The organism is Paraburkholderia sp. BR10923 (assembly GCF_040948765.1).
Taxonomy (GTDB): domain Bacteria; phylum Pseudomonadota; class Gammaproteobacteria; order Burkholderiales; family Burkholderiaceae; genus Paraburkholderia; species Paraburkholderia youngii.
Genome location: NZ_JBFPKO010000002.1, coordinates 280,247 through 296,593, shown reverse-complemented (window position 1 = coordinate 296,593; position 16,347 = coordinate 280,247). Strand labels below are relative to the sequence as shown.

The following is a 16,347-nucleotide window of genomic DNA, read 5'->3' as shown; positions in this document are numbered from 1 at the left end:
CCAGCGCCAGTCCTTTAAGAGAACCGCCGACTATCAGCACGATTAATTATGCAATCTTTGAAATACTAGGGGAAAACCCCTACCTTCGGTACAATGCTAGGTGTTAACCCTAGGTTCAGGCGCATGACGCGCCGCCCGGGGAGCCTCGAACACGGAGTACCAAATGAATTTCCACACAAGAAAATGGGTAAAGCCCGAAGACCTGAATCCCAACGGGACGTTGTTCGGCGGCAGCCTGCTGCGCTGGATCGACGAAGAAGCCGCGATCTACGCGATCTCTCAGCTGGACAACCAGCGGGTCGTGACCAAGTTCATGTCAGAGATCAACTTCGTCAGCTCGGCGCGCCAGGGCGACATCATCGAACTGGGCATGACCGCGACGCATTTCGGCCGCACGTCGATCACGCTGCGCTGCGAAGTGCGCAACAAGATCACGCGCAAGAGCATTCTGACGGTCGAGAAGATGGTGTTCGTCAATCTCGATGAAAACGGCGACCCGGCGCCGCACGGCCGCACGCGTATCCGTTATGCGGACGAGCAGTTCGCTCACTATCGCGCGAACTCCAAGCCGGTGCCGCAACCGGCACCAGTCGCTGCGGTCGAGGAAGATCGGGGCGCGGCGCGCAGCGAGGTCGAGAGCCTGCACTGAGCGGGCTGTAGTAAAGCCCGCGGGTTTTGTCGGGCGACGGTTGGCTGCACTTCCCCGCGGGGCGCCCAACGAGGGCGCCCCGTTGTGCTTTAGAGCGCTATTGCGGGGACGACGCCCGCACAGCAGGCGCAGGCGGCATTGCACCCGCGCCACTGTCCCCCGGAGCGGCGTAGTTCGGCAGATCCCCGCCAGGCGCTTTGGTCGCGCCGCCAGAAGCCCCATTGGGCGCCGGTGCGGACTCACCCGGATCGTTGTAATTCGGCAGCGCGCCGGGCGCGCCCTTGGCCGCGCCACCCGCTCCCGAAGCCCCATTCGGCGTTTCGCCCACATCGCCCGGATCGGAGTAATTCGGCACGCCGCCCGCCGGCGCGCCTGCCGCGGGGGCGGCAGCGGGGCCGGTATCGCCGTGATCGTCGTACTCCGGCAGCGGCGCGGGGTTATTGCTCGTGCCGCGCAGACGCGCAAGGCGCTGCTGCACATAGGCATCACGCACGAACGAGTATTTGTCGAGCGCAGCCTGCTCCAGAAGGCTGGTCGCGCCGAGCAGATCCGACCGCGTGCTGACGAACTGCAGCACGTACAGCGGATTGCGGGTCGCCGGTTCGACATAGTTCAGCGGATTGAACTTCACATCGACGACGAGCCCCATGCTGTCGCGCACCGTGCTTGGCCCGAACAGCGGCAGCACCAGATACGGACCTGACGGAATGCCCCAATGCCCGAGCGTCAGACCGAAGTCCTGATGATGCTTGGGCAGGCCGGCCGGCGTCGCCCAGTCGAGCAGGCCGCCGATACCAAACACCGAGTTGAACGCGAACCGCATGATGTCTTCGGTCGCGTCGGTGATCTTCAGTTGCAGCAGCGCGTTCGCTGCGTTGGTGAGATCGCCGAGGTTCGAGAAGAAATTGCTGACGGCGGTGCGCAGCGGCTGCGGCGTCACCTTCTGATAGCCCTTCGCGACCGGCACGGCGATATAGCGATCGACTCCGTCGTTGAAAGTGAAGATCGCCCGGTTCACTGGCTCGAACGGATCGCCCGGCTTGCGGTCCGGGGCGGTCGCGCAGCCCGAAATGAGACCCGCGGCGGTGAGCGCCAGCGCGGCGTTACGCAGCTTCATGCTTATATTCCTTTTTGCTTCCCGCGACGTTGACGCGGCTTGCCCATCAGCACCGGCTGGAAAACCACCGCGCCGATCAGCGTGCAGAACAACGAAAGCGCGAGCAGCCTCCCCATGCTGGACGTGCCCGGATGGTGCGACAGCCACAGGCTACCAAACGCGGTGGCCGTTGTGGCGGCGCTGAACAGCACCGCATGCGTGAGGCTCGACTGCAACAGGCCGGTCTGGCCGTGGCGCCACGCCATCACGAAGTAAATCTTGAACGCGACACCGACGCCGAGCATCAGCGGCAGCGCGATGATGTTCGCGAAGTTCAGCGGCATGCCGAACACCACGCACAACTCGAGCGTGACCAACGCGGAGACCAGCAGCGGCACCAGCGTGCGCAGCACGTCGCCGATCCGGCGCAGCGCGATCCACAGCAGCACCGCGATCGACAGCAGCGCATAGACGGCCGCCTGCAAGAACGCCTTGATGATCGTGTTGGCCGAATGGATGATCGAGATCGGTCCGCCGATCGCGCCCGGCTCGGCCTGCTTCACCGCGCGCGCGAAGCGCGCGAGCATCTGGTCGTCGTTCGGATCGACGCCGGGCAGCACCTTCGGCGCGATATCGACGAGCGCGTGGCCGCCCTTGCCGATCCACATCGCGGTGATGCCGGGAGGCAGCGTCTCCTGAGTGATTTCGGTCGGCTGCAGAAGGTTCTCCAGCTGCTTCAACGCAATGCGCAGCGTGTCGGACATCGCGACCTCGGCGCGCTCGCGCGTGGCGGCGTCGGCGGCCGCGAGCTTTTGCAAGGTCGCCGATAGATGCTGCGCCTCCGCCGCGCCCGCTCCCGGGTGGTCCTCGGCGGCAAGCGACAACTGATTCGCCGCGCGTTTCAAGGCGGCAACGCGCACCGCGTCGGTGGCCTGCGGCGCGGGCTGCTGTTGCAGCGCCGGCAGCAGCTGCTGCGCTGCGCTCGCAATCAGCATCATCTTCTGCTGCTGCTCGGCCGGCACGAAGGTGCTCAGCGTGTTGACGCGGCCCACTTCCGGCAGCTTGCGCAGTCGCTCGGCCATCGCATCGGCGTCGGCAAGCGACGGCGCCAGCGCCTGCACGTTGTTGACAGCGGCTTCGGGCGAATCCTTCAAAGACAGCAACGTCGCCATCGACTCCGTATGCGGGTCCTTCAGATGCAGCGGATTGAAGTCGAAACGCAGGTGCGCGAGCAGCGGCGTCGCGCCGATCACGACAAGCAGCGTGCCGATCAGCACGGGCTTGCGATTGCGATCGAGGAAGTCGTCGACGGGTTCTAGCTGCTTGAAACCCGGCGAGGCGACTTCACCCGGCGGATTGAAAAGCTTCAGCAGCGCCGGCAGCAGCGTCATGTTGGTGAAGTACGCGACGAACATGCCGACGCCCGCAATCTGCCCAAGCTCCGACACGCCGCGATACGCGGTCGGCAGGAACGAGAAGAAGCTCAGCGCGACTGCCACGGCCGCGAGCGTGAGCGGCACGCCGATGCTGTGCGCGGTGTGCATCAGCGCGGCCGATAGCCGGTCGTCGCGGTTGCGCTCCTCGCGATACTTGACGCCGAACTGCACGCCGAAATCGACGCCGAGCCCGACGAACAGCACCATGAACGCGACCGAAATCATGTTCAGCGCACCGACCATCAACAGGCCGAGCGCGGCCGTGATCGCGAGGCCGACGAACAGCGTGATGAACACGGCCGCGATCATGCGGCCCGAGCGCAGCGCGAGCCACAGAATGATCAGCACGACGATGAAAGTGCCGATGCCGTTCAGCACGGCGCCGTCCTGCACCGACGCGAACTCCTCGTCGGCGAGCGGCTGTTCGCCGGTCAGGCGGATCGTCGCGCCGTAGCGCTCCTGTAGATGCAGCGACACCGCGGTCGCGCGAATTGCTCTCGATGCGCTTGCGCCCGGCTCCAGCGCATCGTAGTTGACGACCGGCTGCACGACCACGAACGAACGCGCCGGATCGGTGGCGGCGCTCTTATCGACGAGCGCGCGCCATGAGAACGCGGCGGGCTGGCCGGCCAGCACGCGATCGAGCGTGTTCGCGCTTTGCGCAAGCAGCCGGCTCATGTCGGAGAGTTTGACCTGGCCGAGTTGCAGCGGCAGCAGCAAGCTCGTGGTCAGCGTGCCGGCGAGACCGGTCAGGCTCGGATCATGCGCAAGCTGATTGACGAGCGGGCGCGACTGCACGAGTTGCGAGGTGGTGGACATCACCTCGTCGGTGGACGGAAACAGCAGGCCGTTGTGTTCGAAGAACGGGCCCCCGGAAGGCTGCGAGACCGACGTGAACTCTTTAGGATCGGCTCTGAGCGCGGCGGTCAGCGCGTTGGCGGCGGCGTCGGCGAATTCGGGCGCGCGCGCCTCGACCACCACCAGCATGGTGTTGCCGCGGTCGGGGAAGGCTGCGTCGATCGCATTCTGGGCTGCCGCCCATTGCTTGTTGGTCTCGACGAGACGGCTGATGTCCGTGTTGATCCTGAAGTTATGCGCGACGTATATGCCGCTCAGGACAGCGAGCACGATCGACAGCGCGATGATCCTGAGCGGATGACGCACCGAGTACGCGACGAGACGGACGATGTATGGCTTCAGCATGTAGGCGGACGTGGCCTTATCACGGATGTTGTTTTTGACGAAGGTGCATAAGTATACAGAGCCCGGGCAAGCAAGCCCGACTTCGCTAGCAAGTACGACTCCTGACAGCTTCGCCAGGATGGGAACGTAATCCCCGCTATACTGGTCTACCCTCTTTAGCCGCGGGGGCTGCGGCCCGCCGGCGCTACTTCTTTCGAGTCATGACAAGCGTATGAAACGACATCTGACTGCTTTTGTGGCTGCGGCCGTGGTATCCACGGCGGCGTTTGCGCAGAGCGCACCCGACGCGGTGGTAAAAAGTGCAGTCCAGGGCACGGTGACTGCAATGAAGGCTGACCCGCAGGCGCGCGGCGGCGACATGGCGAAGATCACCCAGGTCGTCCAGACGCACTTCCTGCCCGCCACCGACTTCCAGCGCACCACGCGTATCGCGGTCGGCAAGCCGTGGGCGACCGCGACGCCGGAACAGCAGAAGCAACTGTACGAGCAGTTTACGCTGCTGCTGACGCGTACCTACGCCGCGTCGCTATCGCAATTGCGCGACCAGGAAGTGAAGTTCCAGTTTGCGCCGGTCAGCGCGCCCGCCGGCGCGACCGACATCGTCGTGCAATCACACGTGATCAGCACCGGCGGCGACGATGCAATCGACTACCGGCTCACCAAGGGGCCGTCGGGCTGGAAGATCTACGACATCAACATGATGGGCGCGTGGCTGATCCAGGTGTATCAGACGCAGTTCGCCGATCAGATCGCCAAAGGCGGCATCGACGGGCTGATCAAATTCCTGACCGAGCATAATGCGCGCGGCGCATAAGCGGGTCGGTCGGCAGAAGCGTTAACCGGTAAAAGAAAAGCGCGGTGGCCTTGATTGGCCACTGCGCTTTTTTCATGCTCGATAGGAGGCGCCCGGGCGCCTCCTGTGCAACGCGTCAGTGCGTGGCCGTCGCGGTCTCCACCTTCTTGCCCTTGCCGGCGCGCGTGATTTCTTCGAGCTTGATCTCGACGTGACGCGAGAACACGTACTCGGCGGGACGCTGCTTATCCAGCGGGATGTCCTGCGCGAACGCGCCCGTGGTCTTCGGACCGCGCATGCTGACCTTCAGCGCCTTCAGCGGATGCGCGACCGTGTCCATCACGGCCGTCGCTTCGAAGCCGCAGTGGACCATACAGTCGGCGCACTTCTCGTAGTTGCCGGTGCCGTACTTGTCCCAGTCCGTGGTTTCCATCAGTTCCTTGAAGGTCTTCACGTAGCCTTCGCCGACCAGATAGCACGGCTTTTGCCAGCCGAACACGGTACGCGCCGGGTTGCCCCACGGCGTGCATTCGTAGGTCTGGTTGCCCGCGAGGAAATCGAGGAACATCGCCGACTGGCTGAACGACCAGTTCTTGCCGTTGTTGCCGCGCTTGAAGATCTCGCGGAACAGCTGCTTGGTCTTGTCGCGATTCAGGAAGTGCTGCTGATCGGGCGCGCGCTCATACGCATAACCCGGCGACACCGTGATGCCGTCGACGCCCATCGGGCCCAGCGTGTCGAAGAAGTTCGCCACACGCTCCGGCTCTGCGTCGTTGAACAGCGTGCAGTTGATGTTCACGCGGAAGCCGCGGCGTTTCGCTTCGCGGATCGCGGCGACGGCCTTCTCGTACACCCCTTCCTGCGACACCGAGTGATCGTGCGCTTCCTTGTCGCCGTCGAGGTGGACCGACCACACGAAGTACGGATTCGGCTCGTAGTCGTCCATCTTCTTTTCCATCAGCAGCGCGTTCGTGCACAGATACACGAACTTCTTGCGCGCCATGATGCCTTTGACGATCTGCGGCATTTCCTTGTGCAGCAGCGGCTCGCCGCCGGCGATGGAGACGACCGGCGCACCGCATTCGTCGACTGCCTGAAGGCATTCTTCGAGCGACAGACGCTGGTTCAGGATCGGATCCGGATAGTCGATCTTGCCGCAGCCATTGCAGGCGAGATTGCAGCGAAACAGCGGCTCCAGCATCAGGGCGAGCGGATAGCGTTTGTTGCCGGAGAGATGCTGGCGCATGATATATGCGCCGACGCGGACTTTCTGTAGCAGCGGAATAGACAAGGCGTCCTCCTTAAACTTCGCGTGCAGCGAGAGGTTGCATCAGCTTCGATGGCAACTTGAATTCGACTTTTTCTTCACGGCCCGCCATCGTCGTGACATCGACGGGTCCCAATGCGCGCAGCGCATCGATTACGTTTTCGACCATTTCTTCGGGTGCCGACGCGCCGGCCGTGATGCCGACCGTGTGCACGTTGGCGAACCATTCCGGCTTCACTTCGGAGCCGTCGGCGACGAGGTAGCTCGCCACGCCGCTCTCACTGCCGATTTCGCGCAGCCGGTTCGAGTTCGAGCTGTTGGTTGCGCCGACCACCAGCAGCACATCGACCTCCTTGCTCAGTTCGCGCACCGCCGCCTGGCGGTTCTGCGTTGCATAACAGATGTCGCGCGTGTCGGGACCGACGATGTCGGTAAAGCGGCGCAGCAGCGCGTCGATGATGCCGCGCGTGTCGTCGACCGACAGCGTGGTTTGCGTCACGTAGGCGAGCGGCGTATCGACCGGCAACTCGAGTTTCGCGACTTCTGCCTCGCTCTGCACCAGCAGCACCGTGCCGGGGATCTGGCCGATCGTGCCTTCCACTTCGGGATGGCCGGCGTGGCCGATCAGGATCAGCGTGCGGCCGGCGGCCACGTACTGGCGACCCTGCACATGCACCTTGGTCACGAGCGGGCAGGTGGCGTCGAGCACGTCGAGGCCGCGCGCTTCGGCATCACGTTCGACGGTTTGCGCAACCCCATGCGCGCTGAATATTGCGACGGCACCTTGCGGCACTTCATCGAGTTCCTCGACGAAACGCGCGCCCTTCTGGCGCAGATTGTCGACCACATGACGGTTATGGACAATCTCATGGCGGACATACACGGGAGCGCCGTGTTGCTGTAACGCACGATCGACGATTTCGATTGCGCGGACAACGCCCGCACAAAAGCCGCGCGGCTGGGCAAGGATGACTCGCATAAGTTGGCGAACTCCGACTAACGCGGGTTTCGAAGAAGTCGTGAAGCTGACTTTATCGCCGCGCTCATCATGATTAGTTGACGTCTTGAGCCCCGGCGACCGGCCGGTACAGCAAAACCAAACGCGCATTCTAACGCTATCGGGGCCGCTTTGCTTTCTGGTGCGGCCCGCGTGTTGGGCGCTTGCCGCATCCGCTGGGCCTTGCGGAGGAGCGGGGCTACGGAGCGTTACAACGATGTAAGGAGCCAGCGCCAGATCGCCCCGTTATGCGCCCGGCCATGACCGCACACTGCACCGTCACCGCGGAACCCTTAAACTACCGATCCTTGCTGCGCGGACATCGCGCTGTATTACAGAATGGTTTCGAGGCTCGCTGGATGGACGTCGATCAACACGAAAACTTTCCGATCGCGAGCGTGTTGCTGCCGAAGGCGCTACGCGCGCCTGTCGGTATTATCTATCAGGTCGTGCGCACCGCGGCCGATATCTCCGCCGAAGGTCAGTGGAACGCCGCCGAGCGGCACGCCCGTCTGGCCGATTTCCGCGCCGGGCTCGACGCGATCGCGCAACGGCGCGCCGCGCCCGTGCATGCGCTGCTGTTCGGCGAGCTCGCTGGCGTGATCGCGCAATACGAGCTGCCGCTCGAACCGTTCTACGATCTGCTCGACGGCTGCGCGCAGGACATCGATACGAATCGCTATGCGGATCGCGCCGCGCTCGTCGACTATTGCCGTCGTTCGGCGCATCCGGTCGGGCATCTGCTGCTGCATCTGGTCGGCGCGGCGACGCCGGACAATCTCGCCGACGCCGACGCGATCTGCACGGGGTCGCAGCTGATCAGCTTCTGGCTCGACGTCGCCGCCGACTGGCAACGACAGCACGTGTATCTGCCGCAAGCCGATCTGCGGCGCTTCGGCGTGACCGAGGCGCAGATTGCCGAGGGGGTCGTCGATGACGCGTGGCGCGCGCTGATGGCCCACGAAATCGCGTTCGTGCGTGCCACGCTGATCAGCGGCGCGCCGCTCGCGCTGCGCATGCCGGGGCGGCTCGGCATCGAGCTGAGCGGCGCGGTGCATGCCGGACTGCGGTATCTCGAGCGCATCGAGCGCGCGGACTACGATGTGTTCCGCAAGCGCCCGGTGCTCAATCTGTTCGACTGGTGCGTGGTGGCGGCACGCACCCTGACAATGCAACTATCCAGGCGCGTCGGCATGGCGGCGCGCTCAATCGAGGGTAATGCTTAATGGCGGCGGTCCTGTTCATTCTTTCGTGTGTTTCCCTGCTGATCTGGTGCGTGCTGCTGTTCGCGCGCGGCGGCTTCTGGCGCGCGCGCGCCGCCGCGCCGCTGACCATCGCGGCGCGCGAAGCATGGCCGGCCGTCGCGGCCGTCGTACCGGCGCGCAATGAAGTCGATGTGATCGCCGAGGCGGTGACGTCGCTGCTCAAGCAGGACTATCCGGGCGCGTTCCACGTGATCGTCGTCGACGATCACAGCACCGACGGCACCGCCGACGCCGCGCGTGCCGCCGCGCTGCAGCTGCAATGTCCGGAGCGCCTCACCGTGCTGAGCGCTAAGCCGTTGCCGCCGGGCTGGTCCGGCAAGGTGTGGGCGCAGTCACAGGGCATCGAGGCGGCGCGCACGCTCGATCTGCCGGCCGAGTTCCTGTTGCTGACCGATGCCGACATCGGCCACCCCGCCGAGGCGTTGACGCAGCTCGTCGCGCGCGCGAATGCCGAAAAGCGCGACCTCGTCTCGCTGATGGTCAGGCTGCGCTGCGATTCGTTCTGGGAAAAAGCGCTGATTCCGGCCTTCGTGTTCTTCTTCGCGAAGCTGTATCCGTTCGCGTGGGTCAACAATCCGCGCAACCGTACGGCGGCCGCGGCGGGCGGCTGCATGCTGGTGCGCCGCGCGGCGCTCGAGGAGGCGGGCGGCATCGAGTCGATCCGTGGCGAACTGATCGACGATTGCAGTCTCGCCGCGCGCATCAAGCATCGCGGCACCGGGCGTCATCCGATCCGCCTCGACGTGGCGGCGAAGAGCGTGTCGCTGCGTCCGTACGATAGCTGGCGCGACATCTGGAACATGATCGCCCGTACCGCGTTCACGCAGTTGCGCTATTCGCCGCTGCTGCTCGCGGGCACGCTGGTGGGAATGGCGATCATCTATCTGTTGCCGCCGCTCGCGGCGTTGATTCTCGGGCCGCTCGGCTGGCCGGCCTGGATCGCGTGGGCGGCGATGTGCTGCGCGTATGCGCCGATGCTGGTCTACTACCGGCGCTCGCCGCTGTGGGCGCCGTTTCTGCCGCTCGTGGCGCTGTTCTATGTCGGCGCAACGTTCGCGTCGGCGGTGCGTTACTGGCGTGGCAAGGGTGGACAGTGGAAGGCGCGCGTGCAGGCGCCGACGCAGGAGCGGTGAATTCGTTTGGCGCAGGCCAATGATGCTCCCGCCAGAATGCAGACGTAAAAAAAGCGGCTCCTGGCCGCTTTTTTTTTTACGTCACGCGCTTCTCGTCACGCGTTCGTCAGCATCATGTACATCTGGATCACGACGTCCGGCGAGAATGTGAACGGCACCCAGCCGTGGCCGGTGTGGCGCATCACGAGCAAACGGTCGCCGCTCGACTGCTTCTGCACGGCCATCATCGGATTCTTCGTCGACACGAATTGCCAGCCCGGCGGGATGCCCTGCGGCTGCTCCGGCGTCATCGACGCGCGCGCGTTCGACAGTTCCTCGATCAGCCGGCTGATCTGCTCGGGGCGCAGCGCGACGGTCTGGTTGCCGATCGTCATCGTGATTTCGTCACGCGCCGGGCGGTTGATTTCGAGCGTCGGCTGTAATTGCGGGGCGGCCGGCTTATCGATCGCTGCGGCGTTTGCTGCGGGGCTCGCGGGCTGTTCCGCTGCCGCTTGCGCCGCTGTGTCGTGCGCGGCATGCTCCGCCGCTGCGGGCGAGGCCGCCGCGTCAGCGTTTGTCTCGGGAGTGTTCTCGGCCTGCGTGGCCACGACAGCCTGAATGAGCTGATCGACGCCCATTTCCAGCGCGCCGAGCTGTTCGTGAAGATTCATGCGAGGTTTCTCAGGTAGGACCCGCGATTTTACCCGCTGCACGCGGGCTTGGACCCGTCGCCGGCGCGGGACTTGTAACAAATTGCTTACCGCTGTCGCTTACCGGTGTCGCTTACCGCTTCAGATACCCCGCCTGCCGGAACCATTCGAGCGCATCGCCGAGACCCTCGCGATAAGGCCGCGCGCGATACCCCAGCTCGCGTTCCGCCTTCGCCGACGTGAAATACATCTTGTTCTTCGACATCTTCAATCCGTCGACGGTGACGAACGGTTCGCGCTTCGTGAACTTGGCGACCGCTTCCGCGCCCATCGCGAGCGGATACAAAGGCCAGCGCGGCAGGCTCAGTGTGGGTGCCTTGCGGCCCGTCAACGCCGCGATGTCGGCGAGCATCTGCTGCAGCGGCAGATTTTCGCCGCCGAGAATATAGCGCTCGCCGATCTTGCCGCGTTCGAGCGCGAAGAAATGGCCGGCGGCGACATCGTCGACGTGCACGAGGTTCAGCCCCGTATCGACGAATGCGGGAATCTTGCCGAGCGCCGCCTCCAGGATGATGCGGCCGGTCGGCGTCGGCTTCACGTCGCGCGGGCCGATCGGCGTCGACGGATTGACGATTACCGCGGGCAGGCCGTTCTCGGCGATCATGCGCTCGACCGCGCGCTCGGCGAGCACCTTGCTGCGCTTGTAGACGCCGATCGCCTGGTCGGCGCGAAGCGGCGAGGTTTCGTCGGCGGACTGGCCGGAGCTCGTCACCTTCAGCGTCGCAACGCTGCTCGTGTACACGATGCGTTCCACGCCTTCCTTCAACGCCGCGCGCATCGTCGCCTCGGTGCCTTCGAGGTTCGCGCGCTCGATCTCGCCGGGGTCCGGCGCCCACAGCCGATAATCGGCGGCCACGTGCAGCAGATAGCGCACGCCGCGCAGCGCGTTGCGCATCGATGCTTCGTCGCGCATGTCGCCGACGACGATTTCCGCATCGAGCGATTCGACGTTCTTGCGCGGACTCGTCGCGCGCACCAGCACGCGCACACGAAAGCCTTTGCTCTGCGCAATGCGCGCCACCGACGAGCCGACGAAGCCGGACGCGCCGGTCACGAGCACGAAATCGCGATTCTGTTCGGTCATTGTGTTTCCATTTCCTGCGTGACGGTCGACGGATTGTACGTGTCGCGCGCGGGGATGGGTGTTGTCGAGCACGCTCGCCGCGACACGACTAGAATGCCGGCTTGAAAGACTGTCAGGCATTAAAAGGAGGTAGCGGCATGGCCCCGGATCTGGATGAGCGGATCGAAACGTATTACGCGCGGGTGCGCGGCACCGTGCAGGGCGTTGGCTTTCGGCTGGCGACGGTGCGCCAGGCGCACGCCCTTGGCATCAAGGGATGGGTCGCGAATCTCGACGACGGTTCGGTCGAAGCGATGTTGCAGGGACCGGCCAATCAGATCGACCGGATGCTCTCGTGGCTGCGTCACGGACCGCCGGCGGCGCGCGTGACCGAGGTGAGCGGCGAGGAGCGCGCAACCGACAAGCGGTACGAGCGCTTCGAGCAGCATTGAGTTCGAGCTAAGCGGGTTAAAAAAGCGGCGCGCCGTCCAGAGGAGGGCGCGCCGCTTTTTCGTTGATGCCTTGATCGGCCGCGGTTCACCGCGTGCTCAGCGCTTAGCGCGCCACCAGCAAACTCTCAGCGAATCCCCACTCATCCTCGATCCATTGATGGCTGCACACGAAGCCGGCGTCATCGGCGATCGCGGGCAATTCGTCCGCGCGATACTTGTGGCTGCTTTCGGTCCAGATCGTCTCGCCTTCCTTCAGCGACACCGTCAGCTTTGCGGCGCGCACGTGAGCGGTGATATCGCGCTTCGCGCGCAGATGCATCTCGATGCTGCGCGCGTCCGGATTGAAGCGCGCGACGTGCTCGAACTCATCGAGCGGAAAGTCGCCGTCGAGTTCGCGGTTGATGCGCGCGAGCAGGTTCAGATTGAACGACGCGGTCACGCCGACCGCGTCGTCGTACGCGGCGACCAGCACGGGGGTCGGTTTGATCAGATCGGTGCCGAGCAGCAGCGCGTCGCCGGGCGCGAGCATGTTGCGGATGTCGCGCAGAAAACGCGTGGCCGCGAGCCGGCCGAAGTTGCCGATCGTGCTGCCGAGAAACAGCACCAGCAAGCGGTCGCCGGGCGCGCGCTGCCGGCTCACCTCGGCGAGACCAGCCAGATAGTCACGCTCATAGCCGACGATCGAAATCCGCTCGATGTCGCCGAGTTCGCGCCGGCACAACTGCAAGGCACTGCGCGAAATTTCAATCGGGCAGTAAGAAGTGGGGCGCTTTTTACACAGCGCCTCGAGAATGCGCCGCGTTTTGCGGCCGCTGCCGCTGCCGAGTTCGGCGACCGTCACGTCATGCGGCAAATGCTCGACGATGTCGGCCGCGTGCTTCGTGAGCAGCCGTTCTTCGGCGCGCGTGACGCCGTATTCGGGCAATACGGTAATCACTTCAAAAAGTGCGGAGCCGACTTCGTCGTACAGATACTTCGACGGCAGCTCTTTTTGCGGCGTGTGGGTGAGGCCGGCGTGTACGGCGGCGGCGAAGGCGCGGCGCAGTTCGGAAGGCGAGTTGCTGAGCGATAGGGCTGGCTGGGTCATGCTGGCTCCAGTAGTCACATTCGATGAGCGGGATTGCTGCCGGGTGGTGGCATGCGCGGTGAAACGCGGTTGACGCGTGCCGTGGGCGAGATGCGCGGACGTCGGTTCATGGCGGCCTCCAAGACTACGCTCGGAGTTGCATTCGCCGACCCGGCTCGTGGGTGCTGCTGGTTTCGTCCCGCTGTGGCCGTCGTTGTCGTGGGTGATGCGGCCACAGCGTGCAAAACTTGGTAGCAAGATTCGCGCACGGCGCTGACGAACGTAAATGGGTTCGTCGGCCGCGCGCATGAAGTTATGTTCTAGTGCATTGACGCGCAATGCGCACGACCAATTGCAGCCGATTGACGAAAAAGCGCAGGCCCATCGGCGACTAACCCGTCTAGAATGCCCGTTTTCCGGCTTTTTTGCAGAGCCGCTTCAGAACAACAATGCAGCGTCGGCCGCTTTGCCCGCATGCCTGCCTGCTCACGAGACATCATATTCATGACGACAACGAACGTCGCGAGCCTGGGTCGCGCGCCACAAGCCCAAGCGTCACACCGATTCCGGACCGCGTAATGACCCACAACGACTTCAGGCGCGGGATCGCATTGTCGGTCGGTGCGTCGGCGATGTTCGCATTGCTGTCCGCTTACGCGACGCTGCTGAAACCGCTTTCGGGCCTCGACATCTTCGCGTGGCGCATCGTGTGGACCGTGCCCGGCGCGCTGCTGCTCGTCGCGCTGCGCAAGCGTCTGCCGATTCTGCGCGCGCTGGTTGTCCGAATGATGAAGCAGCCGAAGCTCGGCATCGCGATGAGCGTGACCGCGGGCTTGCTCGGCGTGCAGCTCTGGCTGTTTCTGTGGGCGCCGCTGCATGGGCGCATGCTCGAAGTGTCGCTCGGTTATTTCCTGCTGCCGCTCGTGATGGTGCTGGTCGGGCGCTTCCACTATCACGAGCGGCTCGACGCGTTGCAGTGGCTCGCGGTCGCCTGCGCTGCGGTTGGCGTCGCGCACGAGCTGTGGGTGACCGGCGCGTTTTCGTGGCCGACGCTCGTCGTTGCGCTCGGCTATCCGCCTTATTTCATGCTGCGCCGTCAGATCAATCACGATTCGCTCGCGATGTTCACCGTCGAAATGGCCTTGCTGCTGCCGGTGGCGATCGTGTTCATTCTCGTCGGCGGTTCGCTGCAAGCGATCGCCGGACGCGCGGAAATGTGGTTTCTGCTGTTGCCGGGCCTCGGCGCGTTGAGCACGCTCGCGCTCGCTTCGTATCTGAAGGCGAGCCGCCTGCTGCCGGTCGCGTTGTTCGGCATCCTCGGCTACGTCGAGCCGGTGCTGCTCGTGTTCATATCGATCACGCTGCTGCGCGAAACGCTGAGCGTCGCACAACTCGCGACCTATGTGCCGATCTGGATCGCCGTTGCGCTGACCGCGCTGCACAGCGTGCGCTTCGTGCGGTTTGCGTAGAGCTGAACGGCGACGCCCGCTCAGCGATGCGCTTCGGTCCGCTGTGGATTGATGCGCGTCGGGCCTACCTGCGCCTCGATCGCGTCGCGCAGTTCGGGACGCCAGCCGACACCGAACAGCGCTTCGGCGAGCACGAATAGCGGGCCGATCAACAGGCCGATCACGTCGTCGACGAAGGCCGGCTTGCGATGTTCGTACGCGACGTGACCGACGAACTGGAACCCCCAGCCGATCACGAAGAGGCCAATGCCGGTCGCGAGCCACACGAGCGTCGTTTGCGCGGCGATCCACTCGCCGAACCCGACACAAAGCGCCGAGATGCAGGCCATCAGCACGCCGAGCGGCACGTCGAGCGCGAGGTAATAGATGGTCGCCGCCACGAACAACAGCCACGCTGGCGACAACGTGATCGGGAACATCCCGGCATCGAACGAAGGGCGGCTCAGCAACACCGCGAGCGCGAGCACGATCATCGGAATGCCGATGAAGTGCGTGGCGATATTGCGCCGGTCGCGGTGGTAGGCCGCGTATTGCGTGAGTTGCTGCGTCAGTGTTCTCATCAGTGCCGCTCCTGTGTCAACGTCAGCATAATCGCGCGCAGCGGATTTTCAAACCATCGGGTAGCCGGCGATCAGCGACGATCGCCCGCGGATGCTGTCCATGGTTTGTACGGTGCTCGTCGAGCGCGTTTAACGCGCGCCCGAGTGACCTGCGCGACGTTTCAATGCGCCGATCGTCGCGGCGGGCAACGTGGTGAGCAGCGTGTGCAACGTGAAGTCGAGGTCTTCGCGCGCGATGTCGAGTTGCACGCGGACTTCTCCGCGCACGGTTTCCGTGTTGATGACATAGACGCCGAGCGGCGAATGAAGCAGTGCGCGCAGGTGAGGGCGCGGCAGCGTCACGAGTAGAAGCGAGCGCGCCGACGGAAACGGAATGACGTTGCTGTGTTGAACCTGCTTGCTGGCAGGTTGCGCAGAGAGCGTGTCGAGCGATTGCGTGAGAGCCATGTGATGCGGCGTTCGTGTAACGCGATGGTGAATTGGAACAATTCGAGCGTAATCGCCCGCGGGTAAAGACGGTGCAAAAATTCGCGGGTCTGTCGACAAAAAGATACGACACGGCATGGCACACGGCGTAAAAAAAGGCGAGTCATAAGACTCGCCCTCCCTGAACGGCACGGCCCGGCTTCGATCAGCTTCTATTTGAACAGCACCTGGATGGCCGGTCAGCGCCGAAACCGATCACGTGTTATTGCGTTTTGGTCGTGTCGGCTTGTGCGCCGTCGGCTTTCGCCGGGGCAGTGCTGGCCTCTTTCGCACTCTCCGTTTTAGTCTTCGCGGCGCTCGTTTCGACGGCATGTTTGCCCGTGGACTTGTGGGCCTTCTTCGTATGGGCGGAAGTCTTTTTCACGTGCTTTTGCGTGGCGGCTTCGGCGGGCGCTTTCGCTGCGGCCGCGCTGTCGTCCGTCGCACCGGCTTGTACCGCGGTGCTTGCTTTCAGACTCGCCTGGCCGGCAGTCGGCAGTTGCGTGGCTTGCGCGGGTTGCGCAGGTTGTGCGGCGGACGGTGCGGACGTTTGAGCAAATGCGGTCGACACGAGCAGTGCGGAAGCAACAGCGGCGAAAAGCGTCTTCATGATGTGACTCCTGGTTGAATCGGTGGATTCGTTTGTCGCGGCTGAATTATTTCAGCGCTGCCGGTTTAACGTAGGGCGGAATACAGGAGTTGACGCTGCGCTGGTGACAAAACGTAAGTAGTGCGTCAGCGCGG

At 64.1% G+C, this 16,347-nt stretch carries 16 protein-coding genes; 6 read left to right on the top strand and 10 right to left on the bottom strand.

Annotated features, from left to right (window positions below):
* Positions 1–163 precede the first annotated feature (163 nt).
* A complete protein-coding gene (locus AB3X94_RS04800; RefSeq protein WP_176107069.1) occupies positions 164–649 on the top strand; it encodes an acyl-CoA thioesterase in 486 nt (161 codons plus the stop codon).
* Positions 650–746: 97 nt separating this feature from the next.
* Here AB3X94_RS04800 and AB3X94_RS04795 read toward each other — a convergent pair whose 3' ends face one another.
* Together AB3X94_RS04795 and AB3X94_RS04790 are read right to left on the bottom strand one after the other, a co-directional pair.
* Positions 747–1,766 (bottom strand): VacJ family lipoprotein, encoded by a 1,020-nt coding sequence (locus tag AB3X94_RS04795; protein WP_368610903.1) that lies wholly within the window; start codon positions 1,764–1,766, stop codon positions 747–749.
* Positions 1,767–1,768: 2 nt separating this feature from the next.
* A complete protein-coding gene (locus tag AB3X94_RS04790; protein ID WP_176107067.1) occupies positions 1,769–4,384 on the bottom strand; it encodes an MMPL family transporter in 2,616 nt (871 codons plus the stop codon).
* 211 nt (positions 4,385–4,595) lie between these two features.
* On the opposite strand from AB3X94_RS04790, the gene AB3X94_RS04785 reads away from it, so the two are divergent.
* Positions 4,596–5,198, top strand: coding sequence for a phospholipid-binding protein MlaC (locus AB3X94_RS04785; RefSeq protein WP_176107066.1), 603 nt, complete (start codon positions 4,596–4,598; stop codon positions 5,196–5,198).
* Between the two features lie 115 nt (positions 5,199–5,313).
* On the opposite strand, the gene hpnH is transcribed toward AB3X94_RS04785, so the two are convergent.
* Positions 5,314–6,468 carry an adenosyl-hopene transferase HpnH gene (gene hpnH, locus AB3X94_RS04780; RefSeq protein WP_368610902.1) on the bottom strand — a complete coding sequence of 385 codons (1,155 nt, stop codon included), beginning with the start codon at positions 6,466–6,468 and terminating at the stop codon, positions 5,314–5,316.
* Between the two features lie 10 nt (positions 6,469–6,478).
* Positions 6,479–7,423 (bottom strand): 4-hydroxy-3-methylbut-2-enyl diphosphate reductase, encoded by a 945-nt coding sequence (ispH, locus tag AB3X94_RS04775; RefSeq protein WP_368610901.1) that lies wholly within the window; start codon positions 7,421–7,423, stop codon positions 6,479–6,481.
* A 377-nt stretch (positions 7,424–7,800) separates the two neighbouring features.
* Here ispH and hpnC point away from each other — a divergent pair, with 377 nt between their 5' ends.
* Together hpnC and AB3X94_RS04765 are read left to right on the top strand one after the other, a co-directional pair.
* The gene (gene hpnC, locus AB3X94_RS04770; RefSeq protein WP_368610900.1) at positions 7,801–8,667 is read left to right on the top strand and encodes a squalene synthase HpnC; all 867 of its coding nucleotides are present in this window, start codon (positions 7,801–7,803) and stop codon (positions 8,665–8,667) included.
* Positions 8,667–9,839 (top strand): glycosyltransferase, encoded by a 1,173-nt coding sequence (locus AB3X94_RS04765; protein WP_368610899.1) that lies wholly within the window; start codon positions 8,667–8,669, stop codon positions 9,837–9,839. Before hpnC ends, AB3X94_RS04765 begins: the two co-directional genes overlap by 1 nt.
* Positions 9,840–9,934: 95 nt before the next feature.
* On the opposite strand, the gene AB3X94_RS04760 is transcribed toward AB3X94_RS04765, so the two are convergent.
* Positions 9,935–10,489 (bottom strand): hypothetical protein, encoded by a 555-nt coding sequence (locus tag AB3X94_RS04760; protein ID WP_368610898.1) that lies wholly within the window; start codon positions 10,487–10,489, stop codon positions 9,935–9,937.
* Positions 10,490–10,601: 112 nt separating this feature from the next.
* A complete protein-coding gene (hpnA, locus tag AB3X94_RS04755; protein ID WP_368610897.1) occupies positions 10,602–11,612 on the bottom strand; it encodes a hopanoid-associated sugar epimerase in 1,011 nt (336 codons plus the stop codon).
* A 137-nt stretch (positions 11,613–11,749) separates the two neighbouring features.
* Between hpnA and AB3X94_RS04750 the strand changes: the two genes are divergently transcribed.
* Positions 11,750–12,043 carry an acylphosphatase gene (locus AB3X94_RS04750; protein ID WP_013092809.1) on the top strand — a complete coding sequence of 98 codons (294 nt, stop codon included), beginning with the start codon at positions 11,750–11,752 and terminating at the stop codon, positions 12,041–12,043.
* Positions 12,044–12,146: 103 nt separating this feature from the next.
* On the opposite strand, the gene egtD is transcribed toward AB3X94_RS04750, so the two are convergent.
* On the bottom strand, positions 12,147–13,130 hold the full coding sequence (gene egtD / locus AB3X94_RS04745; protein WP_368610896.1) for an L-histidine N(alpha)-methyltransferase: 984 nt from the start codon (positions 13,128–13,130) through the stop codon (positions 12,147–12,149).
* 557 nt (positions 13,131–13,687) lie between these two features.
* Here egtD and rarD point away from each other — a divergent pair.
* Positions 13,688–14,578, top strand: coding sequence for an EamA family transporter RarD (rarD, locus tag AB3X94_RS04740; protein WP_368610895.1), 891 nt, complete (start codon positions 13,688–13,690; stop codon positions 14,576–14,578).
* A gap of 20 nt (positions 14,579–14,598) precedes the next feature.
* Here the strand turns inward: rarD and AB3X94_RS04735 are convergent, their stop codons facing one another.
* From AB3X94_RS04735 to AB3X94_RS04725, 3 genes are all read right to left on the bottom strand, one after another.
* The gene (locus AB3X94_RS04735) at positions 14,599–15,138 is read right to left on the bottom strand and encodes a DUF962 domain-containing protein (protein WP_368610894.1); all 540 of its coding nucleotides are present in this window, start codon (positions 15,136–15,138) and stop codon (positions 14,599–14,601) included.
* Between the two features lie 129 nt (positions 15,139–15,267).
* Positions 15,268–15,585 carry a hypothetical protein gene (locus tag AB3X94_RS04730; protein ID WP_368610893.1) on the bottom strand — a complete coding sequence of 106 codons (318 nt, stop codon included), beginning with the start codon at positions 15,583–15,585 and terminating at the stop codon, positions 15,268–15,270.
* A 241-nt stretch (positions 15,586–15,826) separates the two neighbouring features.
* Positions 15,827–16,213: a hypothetical protein gene (locus AB3X94_RS04725; RefSeq protein WP_368610892.1), complete on the bottom strand. Its 387-nt coding sequence runs from the start codon at positions 16,211–16,213 to the stop codon at positions 15,827–15,829.
* Between the last annotated feature and the right edge of the window lie 134 nt (positions 16,214–16,347).

Bases quoted from the DNA above. Each gene is read 5' to 3' on its own strand.
- AB3X94_RS04800 (WP_176107069.1), top strand. From the start codon at position 164: ATGAATTTCCACACAAGAAAATGGGTAAAGCCCGAAGACCTGAATCCC.
- AB3X94_RS04795 (WP_368610903.1), bottom strand. From the start codon at position 1,766: ATGAAGCTGCGTAACGCCGCGCTGGCGCTCACCGCCGCGGGTCTCATT.
- AB3X94_RS04790 (WP_176107067.1), bottom strand. From the start codon at position 4,384: ATGCTGAAGCCATACATCGTCCGTCTCGTCGCGTACTCGGTGCGTCAT.
- AB3X94_RS04785 (WP_176107066.1), top strand. From the start codon at position 4,596: ATGAAACGACATCTGACTGCTTTTGTGGCTGCGGCCGTGGTATCCACG.
- ispH (WP_368610901.1), bottom strand. From the start codon at position 7,423: ATGCGAGTCATCCTTGCCCAGCCGCGCGGCTTTTGTGCGGGCGTTGTC.
- hpnC (WP_368610900.1), top strand. From the start codon at position 7,801: ATGGACGTCGATCAACACGAAAACTTTCCGATCGCGAGCGTGTTGCTG.
- AB3X94_RS04765 (WP_368610899.1), top strand. From the start codon at position 8,667: ATGGCGGCGGTCCTGTTCATTCTTTCGTGTGTTTCCCTGCTGATCTGG.
- AB3X94_RS04760 (WP_368610898.1), bottom strand. From the start codon at position 10,489: ATGAATCTTCACGAACAGCTCGGCGCGCTGGAAATGGGCGTCGATCAG.
- hpnA (WP_368610897.1), bottom strand. From the start codon at position 11,612: ATGACCGAACAGAATCGCGATTTCGTGCTCGTGACCGGCGCGTCCGGC.
- AB3X94_RS04750 (WP_013092809.1), top strand. From the start codon at position 11,750: ATGGCCCCGGATCTGGATGAGCGGATCGAAACGTATTACGCGCGGGTG.
- egtD (WP_368610896.1), bottom strand. From the start codon at position 13,130: ATGACCCAGCCAGCCCTATCGCTCAGCAACTCGCCTTCCGAACTGCGC.
- rarD (WP_368610895.1), top strand. From the start codon at position 13,688: ATGACCCACAACGACTTCAGGCGCGGGATCGCATTGTCGGTCGGTGCG.
- AB3X94_RS04735 (WP_368610894.1), bottom strand. From the start codon at position 15,138: ATGAGAACACTGACGCAGCAACTCACGCAATACGCGGCCTACCACCGC.
- AB3X94_RS04730 (WP_368610893.1), bottom strand. From the start codon at position 15,585: ATGGCTCTCACGCAATCGCTCGACACGCTCTCTGCGCAACCTGCCAGC.
- AB3X94_RS04725 (WP_368610892.1), bottom strand. From the start codon at position 16,213: ATGAAGACGCTTTTCGCCGCTGTTGCTTCCGCACTGCTCGTGTCGACC.